This is a genomic window from Streptomyces sp. NPDC093252 (genome assembly GCF_040683675.1).
Classification (GTDB): Bacteria; Actinomycetota; Actinomycetes; order Streptomycetales; family Streptomycetaceae; genus Streptomyces.
The window spans coordinates 65,588-85,836 of sequence record NZ_JBFBEM010000004.1 but is presented as its reverse complement, the minus strand read 5'-3'; the positions used below and the strand labels follow the sequence as shown (position 1 = coordinate 85,836).

At 72.7% G+C, this 20,249-nt stretch carries 19 protein-coding genes and 1 tRNA gene; 15 read left to right on the top strand and 5 right to left on the bottom strand.

All coding sequences use genetic code 11. From position 1 onward, the window contains the following. Positions 1–71: 71 nt before the first annotated feature. Positions 72–470, bottom strand: coding sequence for a MarR family transcriptional regulator (locus AB0O01_RS09270; protein WP_365312417.1), 399 nt, complete (start codon positions 468–470; stop codon positions 72–74). Positions 471–693: 223 nt separating this feature from the next. On the opposite strand from AB0O01_RS09270, the gene AB0O01_RS09265 reads away from it, so the two are divergent. Next, entirely contained in the window at positions 694–1,674 is a 981-nt protein-coding gene (locus tag AB0O01_RS09265) for a nitroreductase/quinone reductase family protein (protein WP_365311874.1), read from the top strand. 18 nt (positions 1,675–1,692) lie between these two features. Here AB0O01_RS09265 and AB0O01_RS09260 read toward each other — a convergent pair whose 3' ends face one another. Next, positions 1,693–2,622, bottom strand: coding sequence for a Cof-type HAD-IIB family hydrolase (locus tag AB0O01_RS09260; RefSeq protein WP_365311873.1), 930 nt, complete (start codon positions 2,620–2,622; stop codon positions 1,693–1,695). 311 nt (positions 2,623–2,933) lie between these two features. Here AB0O01_RS09260 and AB0O01_RS09255 point away from each other — a divergent pair, with 311 nt between their 5' ends. The 8 genes from AB0O01_RS09255 to AB0O01_RS09220 all read left to right on the top strand — a co-directional run bounded on the left by AB0O01_RS09255 (position 2,934) and on the right by AB0O01_RS09220 (position 12,006). After that, positions 2,934–3,746 (top strand): SAM-dependent methyltransferase, encoded by an 813-nt coding sequence (locus AB0O01_RS09255; protein WP_365311872.1) that lies wholly within the window; start codon positions 2,934–2,936, stop codon positions 3,744–3,746. 39 nt (positions 3,747–3,785) lie between these two features. Then, positions 3,786–5,258 (top strand): glutamine synthetase family protein, encoded by a 1,473-nt coding sequence (locus AB0O01_RS09250; RefSeq protein WP_365311871.1) that lies wholly within the window; start codon positions 3,786–3,788, stop codon positions 5,256–5,258. Positions 5,259–5,313: 55 nt separating this feature from the next. Next, positions 5,314–5,445 carry a hypothetical protein gene (locus AB0O01_RS09245; protein ID WP_365311870.1) on the top strand — a complete coding sequence of 44 codons (132 nt, stop codon included), beginning with the start codon at positions 5,314–5,316 and terminating at the stop codon, positions 5,443–5,445. A gap of 50 nt (positions 5,446–5,495) precedes the next feature. Continuing rightward, a complete protein-coding gene (locus AB0O01_RS09240; RefSeq protein ID WP_365312415.1) occupies positions 5,496–6,638 on the top strand; it encodes an amidohydrolase family protein in 1,143 nt (380 codons plus the stop codon). A gap of 15 nt (positions 6,639–6,653) precedes the next feature. After that, on the top strand, positions 6,654–7,190 hold the full coding sequence (locus AB0O01_RS09235) for an NUDIX hydrolase family protein (protein WP_365311869.1): 537 nt from the start codon (positions 6,654–6,656) through the stop codon (positions 7,188–7,190). Between the two features lie 648 nt (positions 7,191–7,838). Beyond that, on the top strand, positions 7,839–10,043 hold the full coding sequence (gene katG, locus AB0O01_RS09230) for a catalase/peroxidase HPI (protein WP_365311868.1): 2,205 nt from the start codon (positions 7,839–7,841) through the stop codon (positions 10,041–10,043). Positions 10,044–10,330: 287 nt separating this feature from the next. After that, entirely contained in the window at positions 10,331–10,618 is a 288-nt protein-coding gene (locus AB0O01_RS09225) for a zinc-ribbon domain-containing protein (protein WP_365311867.1), read from the top strand. 212 nt (positions 10,619–10,830) lie between these two features. Then, positions 10,831–12,006, top strand: coding sequence for a DUF418 domain-containing protein (locus AB0O01_RS09220; protein WP_365311866.1), 1,176 nt, complete (start codon positions 10,831–10,833; stop codon positions 12,004–12,006). 422 nt (positions 12,007–12,428) lie between these two features. On the opposite strand, the gene AB0O01_RS09215 is transcribed toward AB0O01_RS09220, so the two are convergent. Further along, complete coding sequence (locus AB0O01_RS09215) at positions 12,429–13,370, bottom strand: LysR family transcriptional regulator (protein ID WP_365311865.1); 942 nt, start codon at positions 13,368–13,370, stop codon at positions 12,429–12,431. A 72-nt stretch (positions 13,371–13,442) separates the two neighbouring features. On the opposite strand from AB0O01_RS09215, the gene AB0O01_RS09210 reads away from it, so the two are divergent. Continuing rightward, on the top strand, positions 13,443–14,402 hold the full coding sequence (locus tag AB0O01_RS09210) for an SDR family NAD(P)-dependent oxidoreductase (RefSeq protein WP_365311864.1): 960 nt from the start codon (positions 13,443–13,445) through the stop codon (positions 14,400–14,402). A 91-nt stretch (positions 14,403–14,493) separates the two neighbouring features. Further along, positions 14,494–15,300: a helix-turn-helix transcriptional regulator gene (locus AB0O01_RS09205; protein ID WP_365311863.1), complete on the top strand. Its 807-nt coding sequence runs from the start codon at positions 14,494–14,496 to the stop codon at positions 15,298–15,300. A 59-nt stretch (positions 15,301–15,359) separates the two neighbouring features. Here the strand turns inward: AB0O01_RS09205 and AB0O01_RS09200 are convergent, their stop codons facing one another. Next, the gene (locus tag AB0O01_RS09200) at positions 15,360–15,716 is read right to left on the bottom strand and encodes a VOC family protein (protein ID WP_365311862.1); all 357 of its coding nucleotides are present in this window, start codon (positions 15,714–15,716) and stop codon (positions 15,360–15,362) included. A gap of 164 nt (positions 15,717–15,880) precedes the next feature. On the opposite strand from AB0O01_RS09200, the gene AB0O01_RS09195 reads away from it, so the two are divergent. From AB0O01_RS09195 to AB0O01_RS09185, 3 genes are all read left to right on the top strand, one after another. Beyond that, positions 15,881–16,900: an SDR family NAD(P)-dependent oxidoreductase gene (locus AB0O01_RS09195; RefSeq protein WP_365311861.1), complete on the top strand. Its 1,020-nt coding sequence runs from the start codon at positions 15,881–15,883 to the stop codon at positions 16,898–16,900. Positions 16,901–16,933: 33 nt separating this feature from the next. Beyond that, positions 16,934–17,785, top strand: coding sequence for an isocitrate lyase/PEP mutase family protein (locus AB0O01_RS09190; protein ID WP_365311860.1), 852 nt, complete (start codon positions 16,934–16,936; stop codon positions 17,783–17,785). Between the two features lie 106 nt (positions 17,786–17,891). Beyond that, entirely contained in the window at positions 17,892–19,202 is a 1,311-nt protein-coding gene (locus AB0O01_RS09185; protein ID WP_365311859.1) for an amidohydrolase family protein, read from the top strand. Positions 19,203–19,330: 128 nt separating this feature from the next. Here AB0O01_RS09185 and AB0O01_RS09180 read toward each other — a convergent pair. Continuing rightward, positions 19,331–19,404 (bottom strand) — tRNA-Pro (locus AB0O01_RS09180). A gap of 122 nt (positions 19,405–19,526) precedes the next feature. Here AB0O01_RS09180 and AB0O01_RS09175 point away from each other — a divergent pair. Continuing rightward, positions 19,527–20,234: a transketolase gene (locus AB0O01_RS09175; protein WP_365311858.1), complete on the top strand. Its 708-nt coding sequence runs from the start codon at positions 19,527–19,529 to the stop codon at positions 20,232–20,234. Positions 20,235–20,249: the final 15 nt, after the last annotated feature.

Sequence of the window (20,249 nt, the reverse complement as noted above, 5' to 3'; positions counted from 1 at the left end):
GGCTCCACTCCCCCGGACTCCCCTCGCCCCGACTCCACCCACCCCGGCCCCACTCCCTCCGACTCCACCGCTCACTCCTCCCCCAGCGCCGCCTCGTACGCCGCCAGTGTCCCGATGAACATCCGCCGTTCGTCCGCGCTGAGCGGTGCCAGCGCCGTGCGCCAGGCCCCGGCGCTCTGCCCGAGCCAGTCGTCGATGGCGGGCCGGTGTCCGGCCGCGATGCTGACGATCTTGCGGCGCCGGTCGGCGTCGTCCTCGCGCCGCTCCAGGATCCCCTTCCGGCTCAGCTCGCCCACCATCAGGCTCACCGTCGTCGGGGCCACCTCCAGCCGGGCCGCCAGTTCATTGACGCTCATCGGGCCGTCGAACAGCAGACAGGCGAGCAGCGACAGATGGCGCGGGGCGAGGGACATCGACTGGAACACCTCGGGCACCCGCATCCGCTTGGCCCGGCCGACCATACGCGGCATGAGCAGCAGCAGCGCCCGGATCGCCGCGTCCACCCCGGGGTCGTCGGCCTCCGCCGCGCTCTCGTTCGCGCCCGTGCGCCGGGTCGACCGGTCCGTTGACACGCACCCCACCTCCACATACCTTTGCCACCAAAGCTACCTTTGCAGGCAAAGCTATTTTGCTTGCAAGACAAAGCTGCTCTCGTTCGCCATGCTAGCGCCGCCACTCCCCCGAAGGACCCCCGTGCCCACGCCCTCGAACAACCCCGCCAACCCCACACCCCCGACGGACCCCGCCCCTCCCCCTCCTTCTGCCCCACCCTCGCCCGCCGCACTGAACGAGCAGGTCATCGACGAGTTCCGAACCCGTTCCGGCCGGGTCGGCGGGATGTTCGAGGGCGTGCCCCTGTTGCTGCTCACCACCACCGGCGCCCGCTCCGGCCGCCTCCACACCACCCCGGTGGTGTACGCCCACGACAAGGGCCGCCTGCTGGTCTTCGCCTCCCACGCGGGCGGCCCGCGCCACCCCGCCTGGTACCACAATCTGCTCGCCGACCCCCGGGTCAGCTATGAGATCGGCACCGACGACGGCCGGGTGACCCGGTTCGCGGCCACCGCCGAGCCCCTGCGCGGCACCGCCCGCGAGCGGGCCTACGAGGAGCAGTGCGCCCGCGATCCCGCGTTCACCGCCTACCGGGAGGCGACCACCCGGGAGATCCCGGTGATCGCCCTGCACCGCCCCGACATCACCGACCCGGCCCGCACCCGCGCGATGGGCGAGTTCCTCCTCCGGGTGCACGGCGAGCTGCGGGATCAACTGGCCTCCCTGACAGCCCGGTTCACCACCGACACCGACACCGACATCGACACCGACACAGTCCCCGCCCCCGGTACCGCCGCTGCCCGCCCCCTCGCCCTGCACTGTCTGACCCTCTGCACCGCCCTGCACGGCCACCACACCCACGAGGACGGCGCCTTCACCGATCTCGCCCTCCGCTTCCCCGAACTGGCCCCGGCGATCGCGCGGCTGCGCCGGGAGCACACCCGCGTGGCCGCCACGGTCCAGGACATCGAACGCCTCGCCCGCCACCTGGACACCAACCCCGCCGACCGGTCCCCGCTCCGCGCCGAACTCCTCGCCCTCACCGCCGACCTGGAGCGGCACTTCGCCTACGAGGAGGAGCAGTTGCTGCCGACGCTGTTCGCCGCGACGGACACTCGCTGACCCCGCCCCCCATCCTTGTCACCGCTCGACCCCCGGCAGCCCCAGCACCCGCGCGATCGTGCGGAGCACCCCGTTGTCGTTGTTGGACGGGGCGAGATGGCGGGCCCGCGCCACGATGTCGGGGTGGGCGTTGGCCATGGCGTAGGACCAGTCGGCGGTGTCGAGCATCTCCAGGTCGTTGAGATAGTCGCCGAAGACCATGGTCTGCGCGGGGGTGATGCCCAGTTCGCGCTGGAGACGGCGGACGGCGGCGCCCTTGTCGGCGGTGCGGTTCATGACGTCGACCCAGTGCGCGCCGGACACCACGACCTGGTGGGTGGCGGCGAAGGGGGCCAGCGCCGGTACCGTGGCCCGCTCGACGGGGCCGAAGTCGTACAGGGCCACCTTGAGGATGTCGTCGTCCACGGCGGTGACATCGTCCACGATCTCGTTGCGGACGTAGTACCGGCGCACCTCGGCCAGGAACGGCTCGTCGGACCGCTCCACGTACGCCGCCCGCTTGCCGCAGACGACGGCGCCCACCTCGGCGCCGGACGCCACCAGATCCCGTACGGTCGCCACGAGGCGGGTGACCACGGCCGGGTCCAGGGTGTCGGAGCTGAGTTCCACGCCGTCGCGGACCACATAGGTGCCGTTCTCGGCGATGAACGCCATGCCCCGGGCGGCCGGTGCGAACTCCCTGGCCAGGGTGGCGTACTGGCGTCCGCTCGCCGGGCTGAACAGCACCCCGCGCTCCCGCAGCAGCTCCAGGACGGTCCACAGCTCGGCCGGCATCCGCTTGGCGTCGTCCAGCAGGGTGCCGTCCATGTCCGTGACGATCAGCCGGATCCCGGCCGGGCGGGCGGCGGCGCCGGTCGCCCCGTTCCCATGGTTCTCGTCGTTCTCGTCGTTCTCGTCGTTCTCGGCGGTGGTGACCAGGGGGACGTGGGAGGGGGGCGGGGAGGGCATGTCCGGTGTCCGCTTTCCGTGGAGGGCGCCCGGGGCGACGGGGGTCCGTCCGACGGTGGACGGATGTGCGAGCGCCAGGGTACCGGGCGGGGGAGAGCAGGTACCTCGGCGCCGGGGTACCCGGCACCACCCGGCACCCCGGCACCACCCGCCACCCGCCACCCCGGCGCCAGGTGCTCCGCCCGGCACCCCTCGACCCCGCCCACGAGACGCTCGTCCCATTCCCGGGACAGCCGATCATGGGCGGTGCACAATGACGGCGAGAACCGGCCGGGGCGCGGCGGGCCCCGGGGGCGAGGAGGACGGACGACGTGAGCGAGAGCGGGATCCCGGCCGGCAGATCCGCGGGGCCGAGAACCCCGGTGGCGCACAGCGCACGGGTCTGGAACTACTGGGCGGGCGGCCGGGACAACTACGAGGTGGACGAGCGGGTGGGCGACCATGTCGCCTCGATGTTCCCGGTGATCCGCGAGGTGGCCCGCGCCAACCGGGAGTTCCTGGGGCGCGCGGTGACCTATCTGGCGGCCGAGTGCGGCCGGCGTCAGTTTCTGGACATCGGCACGGGCCTCCCGACCGCCGAGAACACCCATGAGGTCGCCCAGCGCGTCGACCCCGGCGCGCGGATCGTGTACGTCGACAACGATCCGCTGGTCCTGATGTACGCCCGCGCGCTGCTGACCGGCACCGGGGAGGGCACGACCGACTACATCGAGGCCGACGTCCACGACCCGGACGCCCTGATCGAGCGGGCCGCCAAGACCCTGGACCTGACCCGCCCGGTGGCCGTGCTGATGCTGGGCATCCTCAACTTCGTGCTGGACGGCGGGCAGGCCCGGGACATCGTGCGCCGGGTGATGGCGGCGGTGCCGTCCGGCAGTCATCTGGTGCTGACCCACCCCACCGACGAACCGGAGCTGGGCGGCGCGGGCCAGCGGGCGGCGATGGCGTACTGGAACGAGCACGCGCGGCCCCCGATCGTCGCGCGGAGCCGGGACGAGATCGCGGGCCTGTTCGAGGGGCTGGAGCTGCTCGAACCCGGACTGGTGTCCTGTGCGGCGTGGCGCCCGGACGGCCAAGCCCCGCCCGTGGTACCGCAGTTCGCAGCGGTGGCCGTGAAGCCCTGACCCGCGGCGCCGCCGGACCGCGCACCACCAGGAGGACCTATGACCACCCTTGCCGACCCCGTACCCGGCGGCCGACCCGGAGAGGTGGAGCGGGCCGTCGCGCTGGCCGCGGAACTGGCCGGACGCGGGGTGCACGGCATCGTGCTCGCCTATGTCGACACGGCCGGTGTCGGCCGGGTGAAGACGGTCCCGGTGGGGAAGCTGGCGGCGACGGTGGCATGGGGCGCCGGGATGTCCCCGGTGTTCGACACCTTCCTCGCGAACGACGCCATCGCCACCACGGACACCCTCGGTTCCCCGGACGGCGATCTGCGGCTCTACCCGGATCTGGACCGGCTGACCGTGCTGGCGGCGCAGCCGGGGTGGGCGTGGGCGCCGGTGGACCGGATCACCCAGGACGGCGATCCGCACCCGGGCTGCGCACGCACCTTCCTGCGCCATCTGGTGACCCGCGCCGGGGAGGACCACCGGCTGGAGTTCCGGGCGGGCATCGAGGTGGAGTGGGTGGTCGCCCGCGCCGATGCAGGAGGGAGCGAAGGGGGCGGTGGGGGCGGTGGGGGCGGTGGCGTGGACCGGGTCAGCGGCCGGGACGGCGACGCCTCCGGCTTCCGCCCCGTCGCCACCGGCCCGGCCTACAGCGCCGACCGCCAGATCGAGCTGAGCGACTTCGCCGCCGAGTTGCTCGCGGCCTGCGCGGCGCAGGGGCTGGACGTGGATCAGTTCCATCCGGAGTACGCGGCGGGGCAGTTCGAGCTGTCGGTGGCGCCGCTGGACCCGGTGGCGGCGGCCGACCGCAGTGTGCTGGTCCGGCAGACCGTGCGGGCGGTGGCCCGGCGGCACGGGCTGCGGGTGTCGTTCGCCCCGGCCGTGCGGGGCACGGGCGTCGGCAACGGCGGCCATCTGCACCTCTCCGCCTGGCGCGACGGCGCGAATCTGCACACCGGGGGCGCCCGGCGGCACGGGATGACCGCCACCGCCGAATCCTTCACGGCCGGGCTCCTCACGCATCTCCCCGCGCTGACCGCCGTCACCGCGCCGAGCCCGGCGAGCTATCTGCGGCTGCGGCCCTCCCAGTGGGCCGGGGTGTTCACGGCCTGGGGTCTGGAGACCCGGGAGGCCGGGCTGCGGGTGATCCGGGGCACCGCCGGGCAGCGCGGCCAGGCCGCGAATGTGGAGGTCAAGCCGGTCGATCTGGCCGCCAACCCGTATCTCGCCCTCGGCTGCGCCCTCGCCGCCGGGCTCGACGGCATCGGCTCCGGGGCCGCGCTGCCCCTGGAGACCACCGGCGACCCGGCCGCGCTGGACCCCGCCGAGGCGAAGGCCCGGGGGGTGCGCCGACTGCCGGTCTCCCTGCCCGAGGCGGTCACCGCGTTCCGTGCGGACCCGATCCTGCGGGACGCCCTCGGCCCGGTCCTCACGGACGCGGTGATCGCCGTACGGGAAGGGGAGAGCGCGGCCGTGGAGGGGCTGGACGACGAGCGGGTGGCGGCGGCCTACCGGTGGAAGTACTGAGATGGGGGCCGTGGAAGGGCTGGACGGTGAGCGGGCTGCCGGTGGAGTTGATGAGATGACGGCCGTGCGTGAGGCGCTGAAGGCGGTGCGGGGGGTGCGGCCTGCCGGTGAGGGCGTCGGGACGGCGGCCCGAAGGGCCGGGCCGCGAGCGGGCGGCGGCGGGCTGCCGGTGGAGGCGCTGAGATGACGGCCGTGAAAGGGCTCGACGACGAGCGGGGCGTCGGTGGAGGCACTGGGATGGGTGCCGTGCGCGAGGCGCTCGACGCGCTGGAGCTGATCGACCACCACTGCCACGGCGTCGTCACCGCCGATCTGACGCCCCCGGACTTCGAGGGACTGCTCACCGAGGCCGGGCCCTGGCCCGACCCCTCCCTCTCCCCCTTCGACACCCCGGTCGGCACCGCCGTACGCCGGTACTGCGCCCCGGTGCTCGATCTGCCCGCGCACGCCCCGCCCGCCGCGTATCTGCGGCGCCGGGCGGAGCTGGGCGCGGCGGAGGTGAACCGGCGGTTTCTGGCCACCGCGCGCACCGGGGTGTTCTGCGTGGACACCGGTTTCGCAGCCGACCGGCTGACCAGGCCGGACGCCCTCGCCGGGGCGGCGGGCGGGGGCGCGGTGGCGTACGAGGTGGTGCGGCTGGAGAGCGTCGCGGAGCGGGTCGCGGCCGAGGGCGTGGAACCGGACGCCTACGGGGAGGCCGTCCGGGAGGCCGCGCTGACGGCGGTGCGGCGGCCCGGGGTGGTCGCGGTGAAGTCGGTGGCCGCGTACCGGACCGGTTTCGCGCTGGACCCGGACCGGCCGGGTGCCGCCGAGGTGACGGCGGCGGCCCGGCGCTGGCTGGCGGGCGGTTCCGGGCGGCTGGCGGACCCCGTGCTGGTCCGGCATCTGCTCTGGACGGCCGTCGATCTGGGTCTCCCCCTCCAGTTGCACACCGGGTTCGGGGACAGCGACCTGCGGCTGCACCACGCCGACCCCGCCCGGCTCACCGACTGGCTGCACCGGATGGCGGGGGCCGTTCCGGTGCTGCTGCTGCACTGCTGGCCGTATCAGCGGCAGGCGGGGTATCTGGCCGCCGTCTTCGAACATGTGTACCTGGACCTGGGGCTCACCCTGCACCATGTCGGCCCGGTGCGGGCACGGGCGGTCCTGGAGGAGGCCCTGGAGATCGTCCCGTACCGCAAACTGCTGCACAGCTCCGACGCCTTCGGGCTCGCGGAGTTCTACCATCTCGGCGCGCTCGCCTTCCGGCGCGGGCTCGCCGAGCTGCTCCAGGACCGCGTGGACGCGGACGAGATGGCCCTGTCCGACGCGCTGCGGCTCGCCGGCTGGGCGGGCCGGGACAATGCCCGCCGGATCTACCGGTTTTCCCACGACAACTGAAAGTATGATCTAGCAATGTCTGACTTGACCGAGACCACGCCCGGCTGGCTGACCAGCGACGAGCTGGAACTCGCCCGCGCCCAGATGCCGATCCTGTACGTCGAGGCGGTCCCGGTGCGGGTCGACGACAGCGGTGAGGTCACCAGCATCGGCCTGCTCCTGCGCATCGGGCCGGACGGCACGGTCAGCCGCACCCTGGTCTCCGGCCGGGTGCTGCTCCACGAGCGGGTACGGGACGCCCTGCTGCGCCATCTGGAGAAGGACCTCGGCCCGGTGGCCCTGCCCCGCGTCCCGGCCTCCCTCCAGCCCTTCACGGTCGCGGAGTACTTCCCGACCCAGGGGATCACCCCGTACCACGACCCGCGCCAGCACGCCGTGTCGCTGGCGTACGTCGTGCCGGTCGCCGGGGACTGCCGGCCCCGGCAGGACGCGCTGGACCTGGTGTGGTTCACCCCGCAGGAGGCGGCGTCGGAGGTGGTGCACAGCGAGATGCCCGGCGGCCACAGCGCCCTGCTGCGCCAGGCGCTCTCCCATGTGGGCGTCGCTCTGTAGAACGCCTTTCCGGTTACGGTGACCTCGCTCACCTTCCTGACCTCGTCTGGCCTTGCGCAACGTGACCGGAAATCGTCCACGCAGCCCCGGGAGTCCACCATGAGGCTGAGCATCCGCAACCAACTGCCCCTGGGCCTGCGGTCCGGCTCCGCCGTGGTGGCGCCGATCAAGGCGACCGAGGTGTCGCCGGCCGCCGGGTAGGCGCCCCTTCCCGCCCCCTCCCCTCCCCCGTAGAGGTGTGGGGGCTTTGGCGTGCCCGAATATCCCCCGCTTCCTTGACGAACAGGTCAAATCCCGACAAATGGCACTGGTGTACGGGAAGGTGATTCGCCCAGGTCATCGAGGGTGCGACCAAGAATCTCTGGACGACGTACAAAGCTCGAACAACTTCTTTTCTTGAACCCTTCACGTTGAAGCGGATAGGTTGGGGGCCGTGACCGCAGCCCAGCCCCCGACCCCCGCCGAGGAGCTGCGCGGAACCGGCCCGATGACGAGGCCGTCCCGCGTCGCCGTTCCCTGCGCCGTACGGGGCACCGATCATCCCGGGTCCGGGAGACCTGCGGCCCGAGCGCGGGCTCGTGTCGGCACCGCCGCACCTTGACTCCAGCAGTTCCTGAGCACCGATCAAGCAAGTTCGGAAGGATTCCCATGGCTGAGAACCCCGAGGCGAACGTCTCCGCGGCGGAGGGCGGCTGCCCCGTCGCGCACGGGCGTGCCGCGCACCCCACCCAGGGCGGTGGCAACCGGCAGTGGTGGCCGGAGCGGCTCAATCTCAAGATCCTTGCCAAGAACCCGCCGGTGGCGAACCCGCTGGGCGCGGAGTTCGACTACGCGGCGGCGTTCCAGGCCCTGGACCTGGCGGCCGTGAAGCAGGACATCGCCGAGGTGCTGACGACCTCCCAGGACTGGTGGCCGGCCGACTTCGGCAACTACGGCCCCCTGATGATCCGGATGGCCTGGCACTCCGCCGGTACGTACCGGATCAGTGACGGCCGCGGTGGCGCGGGCGCCGGTCAGCAGCGCTTCGCCCCGCTGAACAGTTGGCCGGACAACGCCAGCCTGGACAAGGCCCGCCGCCTGCTGTGGCCGGTGAAGAAGAAGTACGGCCAGTCCCTGTCCTGGGCCGACCTGATGGTTCTGACCGGCAATGTGGCCCTGGAGACGATGGGCTTCGAGACCTTCGGCTTCGGCGGTGGCCGCGCGGACGTCTGGGAGGCCGAGGAGGACGTCTACTGGGGCCCCGAGACCACCTGGCTCGGCGACGAGCGCTACACGGGCGACCGTGAGCTGGAGAACCCGCTCGGCGCGGTCCAGATGGGCCTGATCTACGTCAACCCGGAGGGCCCCAACGGCAACCCGGACCCGATCGCCGCCGCCCGGGACATCCGGGAGACATTCCGCCGGATGGCGATGAACGACGAGGAGACCGTCGCCCTCATCGCGGGTGGCCACACCTTCGGCAAGACCCACGGCGCCGGTCCCGCGGACGCCGTCGGCCCGGACCCCGAGGCCGCCCCGATCGAGCAGCTCGGCCTCGGCTGGCAGAGCAGCTACGGCACGGGCGTCGGCAAGGACGCCATCACCTCGGGCCTGGAGGTCACCTGGACCACCACCCCGACCCAGTGGAGCAACGGGTTCTTCACGAACCTGTTCGAGTACGAGTACGAGCTGTCGAAGAGCCCGGCCGGCGCCCACCAGTGGGTGGCGAAGGACGCCCCGGAGATCGTCCCGGACGCCTTCGACGCGGACAAGAAGCACCGCCCGACCATGCTCACCACGGACCTCTCGCTCCGGTTCGACCCGATCTACGAGCCGATCTCGCGCCGGTTCTACGAGAACCCGGCGGAGTTCGCGGACGCCTTCGCCCGCGCCTGGTACAAGCTGACCCACCGTGACATGGGCCCGAAGTCGCTGTACCTCGGCGCCGAGGTCCCGGCCGAGACCCTGCTGTGGCAGGACCCGCTGCCCGCCGCCGAGGGCGAGACCGTCGACGCCGCCGATGTCACGGCGCTCAAGGCGAAGATCCTCGACTCCGGTCTCACCGTCTCCCAGCTCGTCGGCGCCGCCTGGGCCTCCGCGGGCACCTTCCGCGGCAGCGACAAGCGCGGCGGTGCCAACGGCGCCCGGATCCGCCTGGAGCCCCAGCGCGGCTGGGAGGTCAACAACCCCGATGACCTCGCCCAGGTGCTGCGCGTCCTGGAGGGCGTCCGAAGCGAGTTCAACGCCGCCGGAGCCAAGAAGGTCTCCCTGGCCGACCTGATCGTCCTCGGCGGTACCGCCGCCGTGGAGAAGGCCGCCAAGGACGGCGGCGTCGAGGTCGAGGTGCCGTTCTCCCCGGGCCGCGTCGACGCGGGCGAGGAGCACACGGACGCCGAGTCGTTCGCCGCGCTGGAGCCCGCGTACGACGGCTTCCGCAACTACCTCGGCAAGGGCAACCGGCTTCCGGCCGAGTACCTGCTGCTGGACCGCGCCAACCTGCTCACGCTGAGCGCGCCGGAGACCACCGTCCTCGTCGGCGGTCTGCGGGTGCTGGGCGCCAACCAGGGCGGCTCCCGGCACGGTGTCCTCACCGAGCGTCCGGGCACGCTGACGAACGACTTCTTCGTCAACCTGCTCGACCTGGACACCACCTGGAAGTCCACCTCCGAGGACCAGACCACGTTCGAGGCGACGGACGCCTCCGGCGCGGTCAAGTGGACCGGCACCCGTGCCGACCTGGTCTTCGGTTCCAACTCCGAGCTGCGCGCCCTCGCGGAGGTCTACGCGAGCGACGACGCCAAGGAGAAGTTCGTGACGGACTTCGTCGCGGCCTGGGCGAAGGTCATGGACCTGGACCGGTTCGACCTGCGCTAGTCGGTCGCCGCGCGGGTTTCGCGACCCGCGCCGGGCGCTCCGCAGATTTCGCGTCGCACCGGGGCTGGCCTTTCGGGGCCGGCCCCGGTGTTGTCGTGTGCGGGGAGGACGGTGGGCGGTGGGGTGGGCGGTGGGCAGTGGGCAGTGGGCCGGGAACGGAGCGGCCCGCCCGGGAGTTGTAGAGACAGGCACAGGGTTGTGGAACCAGGCTCAAGGTTGGCAGGGTTGCAGGCACAGGCACGAGCAGCGGCGGCGTGGGTGGACACCGGGACGGGAAGGCGCGAGGCATGATCATCTTCGGTACCAAGGGATACCTCTACCAGCTCGCGATGCTCACGCTGGTCTGCGGGCGCTGCGGCAACCCGGCGGCGCACGCGCTGCGCAAGCGGGTCACGAAGTTCTCGCTCTTCTTCGTCCCCCTGTTCCCGGTGTCGACCAAGTACCTGACGCAGTGCACGTTCTGCGGTGCCGAGGAGCGGGTGAGCGAGGAGCAGGCGGAGCGCCTCCAGGCCCAGTCGGCCGGTGGTGGCCAGGGCCCCCACATATCGACTCCGCAGCAGCAGTACCGCCCCTAGGGGGGTGTAAGAGTGCTGGTCTAGGCGCCGGGCGGGGTCCGCTGGGCCCGGTTGCGGTATGGGATCCACCGGGCCGGATCTGCCGAGCGGGAGTCCATCCGTCGGATGTCCACCGGTCGGAGACCAATCCGCCCCGGCTGCATCGAACGATGCAGTGCCCTTTCCTCCACGGGCAGGAAGAACGCGGCCGGGCGGCCCGGGACGCTGGTGTCATGACCGAGAGCATGCGCGCGTCCGTCGCCGCACCAGCCCCCACCATGCCCTCCACCGGCCGACTACCGGTCCTGGACGTGCTGAGAGGCGTGGCGATCCTCGGCACGCTGATGACCAACGTCTGGATCTTCGCCACACCGGGTTCGGAGTGGGCCTTCCTTCAAGGGGTGCCCATGGCGGACCCGTTCGAGGAGCCCTTCGAGGCGGTGTTCCGGTTCCTCGCGGACGGCAAGTTCCTGGCGATGCTGACGGTCCTGTTCGGGGTCGGGCTGGCGATCCAGTACGACAGCGCGAAACGCCGGGGCACGGCGTGGCCGCGCGGCTACCGGCCGCGGGCGCTGTTCCTGTTCGCCGAGGGCACCGTGCACTTCGTGCTGGTCTTCGGCTTCGACGTCCTGATGGGGTACGCCCTCGCCGCGCTGCTCGGCGCCCGGCTGCTGGTGCGGTCGGAGCGACGGCGCCGGGTAATCATGTGGGTGTCGGTGGGTGCGCACACCGCGCTGATGGCCGTAATCACCCTGGCCCTGCTGGCGGATCCGTCCGACGGCCCGAGGGGCGCGTCCCCGGCGGTGGTGGAGATCTACGCGCACGGGAGCTGGCTCGACCAGATCGCCTTCCGGCTGGAGAACGTGGTGGCGCTGCGGATGGAGCCGGTCATCTCGTTCGGCCTGCTGCTCTTCCTGTTCCTGCTGGGGGTGCGCCTGTACCGGGCGGGCGCGTTCACCGCGACCGGGGGCGGGCGGCTCCTGCGCCGACGGTTGGCGTACTGGGGTTTGGGCATCGGGCTCCCGCTGAACGCGGCCGTGTATCTGGGCGGCGAGGATCTCTTCTTCCTGGGCCGCTATGTGGCGGCGCCGGTCGTGGCCCTCGGCTATCTGGGGCTGATCGGGGTGCTGGTGGACCGCGCCTGGCTGCCGGGGGCGGCGACCCGAGGGCTGAGCGCGGTCGGCCGTACGGCGCTGACCTGCTATGTGCTCCAGAACGTCCTGGCGATGCTGGCCTGCTACGGCATCGGGCTGGGCCTGGCCGAGACCTGGGCGGACAGCGGGCCGTGGTGGGTGATGGGGCTGTGGGCGGTGATCTGCGCGATCCTGATCGCCTTCGCGACCCTGTGGCTGCGACGCTTCTCGCACGGGCCGCTGGAAGGGGTGCAGCGGTGGGCGTTGGGGAGGTGAGGCGGGGGACCGGCCGAGCCGGAGGGCCCCCGGGAGAGGGGCCCCGGGCGGGGTGAAGTCCGTCAGTCGGTATCCGGCCGTCAGGCCAGTACCTGGGACCGTCCGTCAGTTCCTGGGGCCGTCAGGCCAGTACCTGGGGACCGTCCGTCAGTTCCTGGGGCCGTGAGGTCAGTACCCAGGCCCGTCAGGTGAGTACCCGGGTCAGTCAGGTGAGTTGCGGGGGGCCGTCACATCCGTACCCGGGCCCGTCAGTTCAGACCTGCGGCCGTCAGCCAGTACCCGGGACGGCAGTCCGTACCCGGCCGTCAGCCAGTACCCGGGACGGCAGTCCGTACCCGGCCGTCAGCCAGTACCCGGGACGGCAGTCCGTACTCGGGGCCGCAGCCAGTACCCGGCCGCCAGGTCAGTACCCGGGGCCGTGGTCAGTACCCGGGCCCGTCCTCGTCGGGATCGCCGGAGGCGCGCGCGGCGGTGCGGAGGGCGTCGGCCACCCGGAGGACCGCCTCGGGGGGCGGGGCGGGCAGCCGGGCGAGGAGCAGCCGGCGCTGTTCCTGGGCGCCACCCCGGACGGGACGGACGGCGACCCCGGCGGGGGCGACCGCGGCGAGGGAGGCGGGGACGGTGGTGAGTCCGCAGCCCGCGGCGACCAGGGACAGCTTGGCCAGCCAGTCGCGGGCGGTGTGGGCGATCACCGGCCGCTCGTCCAGGCCCGGCCAGACACCCATCAGCCTGTCCTCTCCGGAGGCGGGCGCGGCGATCCAGCGCTGTCCGCGCAGATCGGCGAGGTCGACGTGGGTACCGCGGGCCAGGGGATGGTTCGCGGGCAGGGCCAGGCACAGGCTGCGCTCGGTGAGCGTCTCGGTGACCAGGGACGGCGACTCGGCGTCCAGCGGGCGGTAGGGCGGCGCGGAGCCGAGCAGGGCGAGGTCGATGGTGCCGGAGCGCAGGGCGCGGACGAGTGCCGGGGTGCTGCCCTCGCGGGAGGTGACGGTGATCGCCGGGTGCGAGGCGCGCAGCACGGTGAGGGCGCGGGGCACCAGCGCGGCCCCGGCGTTGGGCGGCCAGCCCAGCCGTACCGTGCCGCCCGGGTCGGGCAGGCCGGACAACTCCCGGGCGGTGCGGTCGATCTCGTCGAGGACGGTGGTGGCGCGGCGCAGGACCAGGTGCCCGGCGGGGGTGAGGCGGACGCCCTCACGGCGCCGGTCCAGCAGGGTCGCTCCGGCGGCCCGCTCCAGCGAGGCCATCTGACGGGAGACCGCGGACTGGGTGTAGCCGAGGGAGACCGCGGCGGCGGTGAACGTGCCCTGCTCGGCGACCGCCCGGAAGACCCGCAGCGCGGTGAGGGAGACATCCCGGAAATCCATGACGTCTACGCATACCACGCATGCCGAAGTCTCGCTGGTGTCATGGTCGGCGATGATTTTACGCTGGTCGGTATGACCGGATTCACTCCTCCTTTCAGCTTCTCCAGCACCGCGGCGGAGGTGGCCGCGGGCGTCGATCTCACCGGCCGCCGGGCCCTGGTGACCGGCGCCTCGTCCGGGCTCGGCGCGGAGACCGCCCGGGTACTGGCCGGATGCGGCGCGGAGGTCACCCTCGCGGTACGGGACCCGGACGCGGGCGAGCGGACCGCGAAGGAGATCACCGGGGCGAGTGGCGGCACGGCGGTCCGGGTGGCCCAACTGGACCTCACCGACCCGGCGTCCGCGACCGCGCTCGCCGCCCGCTGGCGCGGCCCGCTGCACATCCTGGTGAACAACGCCGGGGTGATGGCGACCCCGGAGCGGTACACCCCGCAGGGCTGGGAGCTCCAGTTCGCGACCAATCACCTCGGGCACTTCGCCCTGGCCACCGCCCTGCACGGGGCGCTGGCGACGGCCGGGGGCGCGCGGATCGTCGTCGTCAGTTCGACCGGCCACCAGCGCTCCCCGGTGATCTTCGACGATCTGCATTTCGCCTTCCGCGACTACGACCCCTGGGCGGCCTACGCCCAGTCGAAGACGGCGAACGTGCTGTTCGCGGTGGAGGCCGACCGGCGCTGGGCCGCCGACGGGGTGCGGGCCAACGCGCTGATGCCGGGGGCGGTCCGGACCCGGCTCCAGCGGCACCTCGGGGGCAGCAGCGGTCGCGTGGCGCCGGACGACTTGAAGTCGGTGGCGCAGGGCGCCGCGACCTCGGTCCTGCTCGCCGCCTCACCGCTGGTGGAGGGGGTGGGCGGCCGGTACTTCGAGAACTGCCGGGAGGCGGAGGTGGTGGACCACCGCACGGGGACGCTGCACGGCGTGGCCCGGTACGCGGTCGACGGGGCGAACGCGCGGCGGTTGTGGGAGGTGTCGGAGGAGTTGCTGTCGGCGGGGGCGGGTACGCCGTCCGGCCCGGGGCGGGGGGCGCGCTGATGTCGGACGCGGGTACGCCGTCCGGCCCGGGGCGGGGCTCGCTGATGTCGGGGACGGGTACGCCGTCCGGCCCCGGGCACGGGGCTCGCTGATGTCCGGGGCGGCGCGGCGCGACGAACTCGGTTCCTTCCTGCGCGCCCGGCGCCGGGCCACCGACCCGGTCACGGCCGGGTTCCGGCCCGGCCCCCGGCGCCGCACACCGGGTCTGCGCCGGGAGGAGCTGGCCCAGCTCTCCGGGCTCAGCGTCACCTGGTACACCTGGATCGAGCAGGGCCGGGACATCGGCGTCAGCCGTCAGGTCATCGAGAGTCTGGCCCGGGCACTGCGGCTGGCGCCCGCCGAGCGTGCCCATCTCCTCACCCTGGCCGGTCTCGCCCTGCCGCCGGTCGCGCCGCCCTCCCGGACGGTCGACCCGCTGCTGCGCCGTCTGGTCCGGGAACTCCACCCCCGGCCCGCGTACGTCATGAACCCCTGGTGGGATCTGCTGGCGTACAACGAGGCGTACGCCGAACTGCTGGGCGGGCTCGGCGGGCTCGGTGGGCTCGACCAGCGGCCCGAGGGCGAGCGGAACGTCCTGTGGATCACCTTCGTGGAGTCGCGCGGCTCGGGGCTGTTCGTGGACTGGCCGGGCGAGGCCCGTGCCCTGGTCGGCCAGTTCCGGATGGCGCTGGGACGGCACCCGGACGATCCACGCGGCCCCGAGCTGCTGGATTCCCTGCGGCGGGCGTCGGATGTGTTCGGGGAATTGTGGGAGGAGCAGACGGTCAGCGGTTTCACATCCGCCCGCAAGGAATTGCGGCACCTCCGGGACGGCCGGCGGCTGGACCTGGATTACCTGAAACTCGCCGACGCCCGGAACGAACAGCAGTCACTGATAGTCTTCCTGCCTGCTGAGTAAACCCCTGCTGTCCGTTTCCGCCGCAATCTCCGCAGCCATTCTCCCCGTCATTCTCAACACTATTTCCCGGGCTGGAAGCACTCGAAGACATTCCCGTCCCGGTCGCGCACGATCGTGCGCCGTCCGCCGGCCGCGTCGACCGGCCCGTCGAGCACCTCGCCGCCCTCCGCGACGAACGACTCGACAGCCCCGGTCAGATCGTTGACATGCAGGGTCGCCTCGCGGTGGAACGTCCTCAGGGTCTCCGGGTCATCGCCCTCGATCAGCAGGAACGGCCCGACGACGGCCAGCCGCAGCCCCGGAAAGTCCAGTACGGGCGCCTCGGCGACACCGGTGAGCCGCTGATAGAGCGGCAGCGCGTGCTTGATGTCGTCGACTTCGATACGCGCGGAGATGGATTCGATGAAGTTGCTCATGCCCTCCACGGTAGGAATCCCCTCGGCGGATTTCCATGCCGGTTCCGGGTGGTGTCGGCACCCGTATGAGCGCCACCCCGCCCAGCAATTCCATCGCCCGCTCTCCGGCCGCATGCTGGATCGCGTCGGATGACATACCTATGAATTCCCGAGGAGACCTGCCCATGTCGAAGGAACGGAATGCGTCGAACGGGCCCCGCGTGGCCCTGGTCACCGGAGCCACCCAGGGGCTCGGGCTGGCCCTGGTGCGAGCGCTGGCGCGGCGACTGGACAGCACGGACGTGGTCTACGCGACGGGACGCGACCAGGACCGGCTACGCGACATCACCGCCGAACTGAGCGGCCCCGCCCCCCGGCCCGACCCGGGGAACGACGGCCCCGCCGCCCGGTCCGACCCAGGGAACGACGGCCCCGGCGCCCGGTCCGGCCCGGAGTGCGACGGCCCCGGCGCCCCCTCGCCCACGGAACCGAACGGCCCCCGCGCCCAGGTGCGCGCCGAGTACGTCGACGTGGCCGACCCCGAGCGCGCCGAGGAACTCGCGGCGACGCTCACCGCCCGGCACGGCGGCGTCGACATCGTCTTCAGCAACGCCGTGATGCGGGTCGGCCCTCAGGACGACTCCCGCGCGATCGTCGCCCCGTACGCCGAGGTCAACAACTTCGGGACGACGCTCGTGCTGCGCGCGTTCGCTCCCCGGCTGCGGGACGGCGGGCGGCTGATCGTGGTGGCGAGCGCGCTGGGCTCGCTGTCGTATCTCGCGCCGGTGCTGCACAACCGGTTCGACGCCCCGCAGACGCTGGACGAGGTGGACCGGGCGGTCGCCGACTGGCGGGACGCGGTGCGCGACGGCAGCGCGTTCAGCGGACCGTGGCCGGCGTTCGTCAACATCCCCTCCAAGATCGGGCAGGTCGCGGCCGTACGGACGCTGGCGCGGCAGCGGCGTGCGTCGGATCTGTCGCGTGCTGTGCTGCTCGCCTCGGTGTGCCCCGGGATGATGAACACCCCGACCTCGCGGGAGTGGTGGGACGTCAGCGACGCCCCGACCCCGGAGGAGGCGGCCGAACCCCTGCTGGACCTGGTCCTCCAGCCCACCCGCCCCGACCACTACGGCGAACTGCTGCGCGACGGCGAGGTCATCCCCTGGTACCCGGCGCCCGCACCCACCCCGTCCCCCGCGAACTGACCGCCATCCCTCCCCGAAAGGCGCCCCCTGACCATGTCACTCCACCAGGAGATCCGGTCCCACCACCCCCTCGTCGTACCCGGCGTCCACGACGGCATCTCCGCCCTCCTCGTCCGCGAGGCCGGCTTCCGGGCGGCCTATGTGGGCAGTTACGCCACCGGAGCCGCTCAGTACGGTCTGCCGGACATCGGGTACATCGGCCTGGAGGACATGGCCGACCAGGTGCGCAGGCTGGGCCCGCTCCTGGGGGTGCCGATCATCGTGGACGGCGAGGGCGGCTGGGGCAATCCGCTGCATGTCGCGCACGCGGTGCGGGTGCTGGAGCGGGCGGGGGCCGCGGCCACGCACATCGAGGACCATGTGTTCGGCAAGCACCTCATGGCGGACCCGGTGCTGGAGAGCGTCCGCGGGACGTGCGACCGGATCAGGGCGGCGGTGGACGCCCGGGTGTCCGAGGACTTCCTGATCATCGGCCGGACCGACGCGGCCAAGCGCGGTGCGGCCTCCGCCGAGGGTCCTGCGGCGGCGGTCGAGCGGATGCTGGCGTATCAGGAGGCGGGCGCGGACGGGGTGTTCATCGCCGGGCGGCTGGACGAGGAGCACTGGCGGCTGCTGAGGGCGGAGGCGAAGGTGCCGGTCTACACGGTGGACTTCCCCGGGCGTTCGGCGGCGGAGGTCGGGGCGTGGGGCGCGGATGTGGTGCTGTACCGGGCGCTCGGCCCGTTCGCGGCGGCGCGGGCGATGCGGCGCGCGTTCCGGACACTGGCGCGCGAGGGGTCGACCGTCCCGATCGAACCGGACCTGGGCACGATGCCGGACTTCGATGAGTTCCTGGGCATCGAGCGGGCGCGGGAGGAGGCCCGGAGATACGGCCTCCTGGACTGACCCAGGACCCAGGACCCAGGAACCGGGAACCGGGAACCGGGAACCAGCACCCGGGACCCGGGACCCCAGAGTTCCCCCTCCCCACCCGAGAAAGACAGCCCCACCCGTGCCTCCCACCCTCTTCCACCACGCCCGGGTCATCACCGGCGACGGCCGTACGGTCATCGAGGACGCGGCCGTTCTCGTGGACACGGACGGCCTGATCACCGGCATCGGCCCCCGCGCGGCCGTCCCCGTCCCCCCGGGAACCGGCACCGTCGACCTCGGCGGCCGGACCGTCATGCCCACCCTCATCAATCCGCACGCCCACCTCGGCTATCTCCGCGACGCCACGGTCACCCGCGACCACTACTCCCGGGCGAACGTCCTGGACCACCTGCGCCGACTGGCGTACTACGGGGTCGGTGTCGTCCAGTCCCTGGGCACCGACCGCGACGACACCGAGATCACCCTGCGCGACGAGCAGCGCTCCGGTGCCCTGGACGACCCTGAGCTGCCCCTGCTGTTCACGGCGGGCACGGGTCTGGTGGCCCCGACGCCCGGCCGGATCAACGGCGGCCCCTACTTCGCGACGGACGTCGTGCACGAGGTGTCCGACCCCGCGCAGGCCCGTGCCACGGTCCGCGCGCTGGCCCGCAAGCGCCCCGACGCCATCAAGTTCTGGGTGGACGACCGCCGGGGAACCCGCGCCAAACTGACGCCCGAGGTGTACGGGGCGATCATCGGGGAGGCCCATGACCTGGGCTTCCTGGCCATCGCGCACATCTTCGAGCTGGCGGACGCCAAGGGGGTGCTGCGCGCCGGGGCGGACGGCATCGCGCACATGGTCCGCTCCCCCGGCCCCGACCCCGAACTCCTCGAACTCCTCCAGCGGGACACCGTCTTCGCGTTCACCTCGATGGGCATCCAGCGCACCGCGTACGACGACAGCGGCTGGCTGGACGAGCCCGCGCTGACCGCGACGGTGTCCGAGGCGGCGCGGGCCGACACCCGGGCCCGTGTCGCGGCGCTCACCGCCGAGGAGGCAGCCGCCGCGAGGGCGGGGTACGCGATCCTGGAGGACGGGCTGCGCCGGTACGTGGAGAGCGGTGTCCGGGTGCTGCTGTCGGCGGACACGGGCGCCCGCACCCAGTTCTTCGGTGTCGCGGAGCACCGGGAGCTGGAGTCCATGGTCCGGGCGGGGATGCCCGCGCTCCGGGCGATCCGCTCGGCGACGCAGCTCCCCGCCGAGGTCCTCGGCCTGCCCGACCGGGGCACACTCGCCCCGGGCAAGCGGGCCGACCTGCTGATCCTGGACGCCGACCCGCTGACCGACATCACCGCCACCCGCGCCATCTCGGCGGTCTACTTCGCGGGCCGGAGGGTGGACCGGGAGGCGCTGCGGGAGCGGTGGACGCCGGGGGCCCGGGTGCGCTGAGGCGCCCCGGCACGGGGCGGGGCGGAGCACGGGTGCAACGCCCGGCCCTCAGCCCTCAGCCCCCGGAAACGCGTCAGGGCCGGTTTCGGATTTCTCCGAAACCGGCCCTGACCTGCGACTGTCTCCAGTCGGGACGACAGGATTTGAACCTGCGACCCCTTGACCCCCAGTCAAGTGCGCTACCAAGCTGCGCCACGTCCCGATGCCGTCTGACCTGGGTTTTTCCCTGGCCGAACGCGCACAGAAACCATACCGCACTCCGCCGGGTGGTCGCGCACGCGTTTCCTTGACCTGAACTTCGGTTGAGGTTGCACGATCGTCCGTATGACGATCACGGACCCCCGGCAGCGCCCGTACGACTACGACGGGCTGCCCGCGCTGATGAGCCGGATGACCGGCGACGAGAAGCACGGCCCCGCCGCGACCTCCACCCTTGACGTGCTGTGGGTGCTGTACGACCGGGTGCTGCGGATCGACCCGCGGCGGCCCGAGGACCCGGAACGGGACCGTTTCCTGCTGTCCAAGGGCCACGGCCCGATGGCCTACTACGCGGTCCTCGCCGCCAAGGGGTTCGTCCCGGCCGGCTGGCTGGACGGCTTCGGCTCCTACGACTCCCCGCTCGGCCACCACCCCGACCGCACTCTGGTGCCGGGGGTGGAGATCGGCAGCGGTTCGCTGGGGCACGGGCTGCCGATCGCCGTGGGTACCGCGCTGGGGCTGCGCGCCCAGGGGCGGGGCGGACCGGCGGTGTGGGTCCTGGTCGGGGACGCCGAACTGGACGAGGGCAGCAACCACGAGGCCATCGCCTACGCCGGGCCCGCCGGACTGGACCGGCTGCACACCGTCGTGGTCGACAACTCCTCCGCCACCCATGCCCGCCCCGGCGGTATCGCGGCCCGCTTCGAGGCGGCCGGCTGGTCCACCCTCACCGTCGACGGCCGCGATCACCGGGCGCTGTACGACGCCTTCACCGCGCCGCACCCGGGCCGCCCGCATGTCGTCGTCGCCCGCGTCGAGCCGAAGGCCCCCTGACGCCCCCCACTCTGC

Coding starts and splice junctions, on each gene's coding strand:
- AB0O01_RS09270 (WP_365312417.1), bottom strand. CDS start 470: ATGCCGCGTATGGTCGGCCGGGCCAAGCGGATGCGGGTGCCCGAGGTG.
- AB0O01_RS09260 (WP_365311873.1), bottom strand. CDS start 2,622: ATGCCCTCCCCGCCCCCCTCCCACGTCCCCCTGGTCACCACCGCCGAG.
- AB0O01_RS09250 (WP_365311871.1), top strand. CDS start 3,786: ATGACCACCCTTGCCGACCCCGTACCCGGCGGCCGACCCGGAGAGGTG.
- AB0O01_RS09245 (WP_365311870.1), top strand. CDS start 5,314: ATGACGGCCGTGCGTGAGGCGCTGAAGGCGGTGCGGGGGGTGCGGCCT.
- AB0O01_RS09240 (WP_365312415.1), top strand. CDS start 5,496: ATGGGTGCCGTGCGCGAGGCGCTCGACGCGCTGGAGCTGATCGACCAC.
- AB0O01_RS09235 (WP_365311869.1), top strand. CDS start 6,654: ATGTCTGACTTGACCGAGACCACGCCCGGCTGGCTGACCAGCGACGAG.
- katG (WP_365311868.1), top strand. CDS start 7,839: ATGGCTGAGAACCCCGAGGCGAACGTCTCCGCGGCGGAGGGCGGCTGC.
- AB0O01_RS09225 (WP_365311867.1), top strand. CDS start 10,331: ATGATCATCTTCGGTACCAAGGGATACCTCTACCAGCTCGCGATGCTC.
- AB0O01_RS09220 (WP_365311866.1), top strand. CDS start 10,831: ATGACCGAGAGCATGCGCGCGTCCGTCGCCGCACCAGCCCCCACCATG.
- AB0O01_RS09215 (WP_365311865.1), bottom strand. CDS start 13,370: ATGGATTTCCGGGATGTCTCCCTCACCGCGCTGCGGGTCTTCCGGGCG.
- AB0O01_RS09210 (WP_365311864.1), top strand. CDS start 13,443: ATGACCGGATTCACTCCTCCTTTCAGCTTCTCCAGCACCGCGGCGGAG.
- AB0O01_RS09205 (WP_365311863.1), top strand. CDS start 14,494: ATGTCCGGGGCGGCGCGGCGCGACGAACTCGGTTCCTTCCTGCGCGCC.
- AB0O01_RS09200 (WP_365311862.1), bottom strand. CDS start 15,716: ATGAGCAACTTCATCGAATCCATCTCCGCGCGTATCGAAGTCGACGAC.
- AB0O01_RS09195 (WP_365311861.1), top strand. CDS start 15,881: ATGTCGAAGGAACGGAATGCGTCGAACGGGCCCCGCGTGGCCCTGGTC.
- AB0O01_RS09190 (WP_365311860.1), top strand. CDS start 16,934: ATGTCACTCCACCAGGAGATCCGGTCCCACCACCCCCTCGTCGTACCC.
- AB0O01_RS09175 (WP_365311858.1), top strand. CDS start 19,527: ATGACGATCACGGACCCCCGGCAGCGCCCGTACGACTACGACGGGCTG.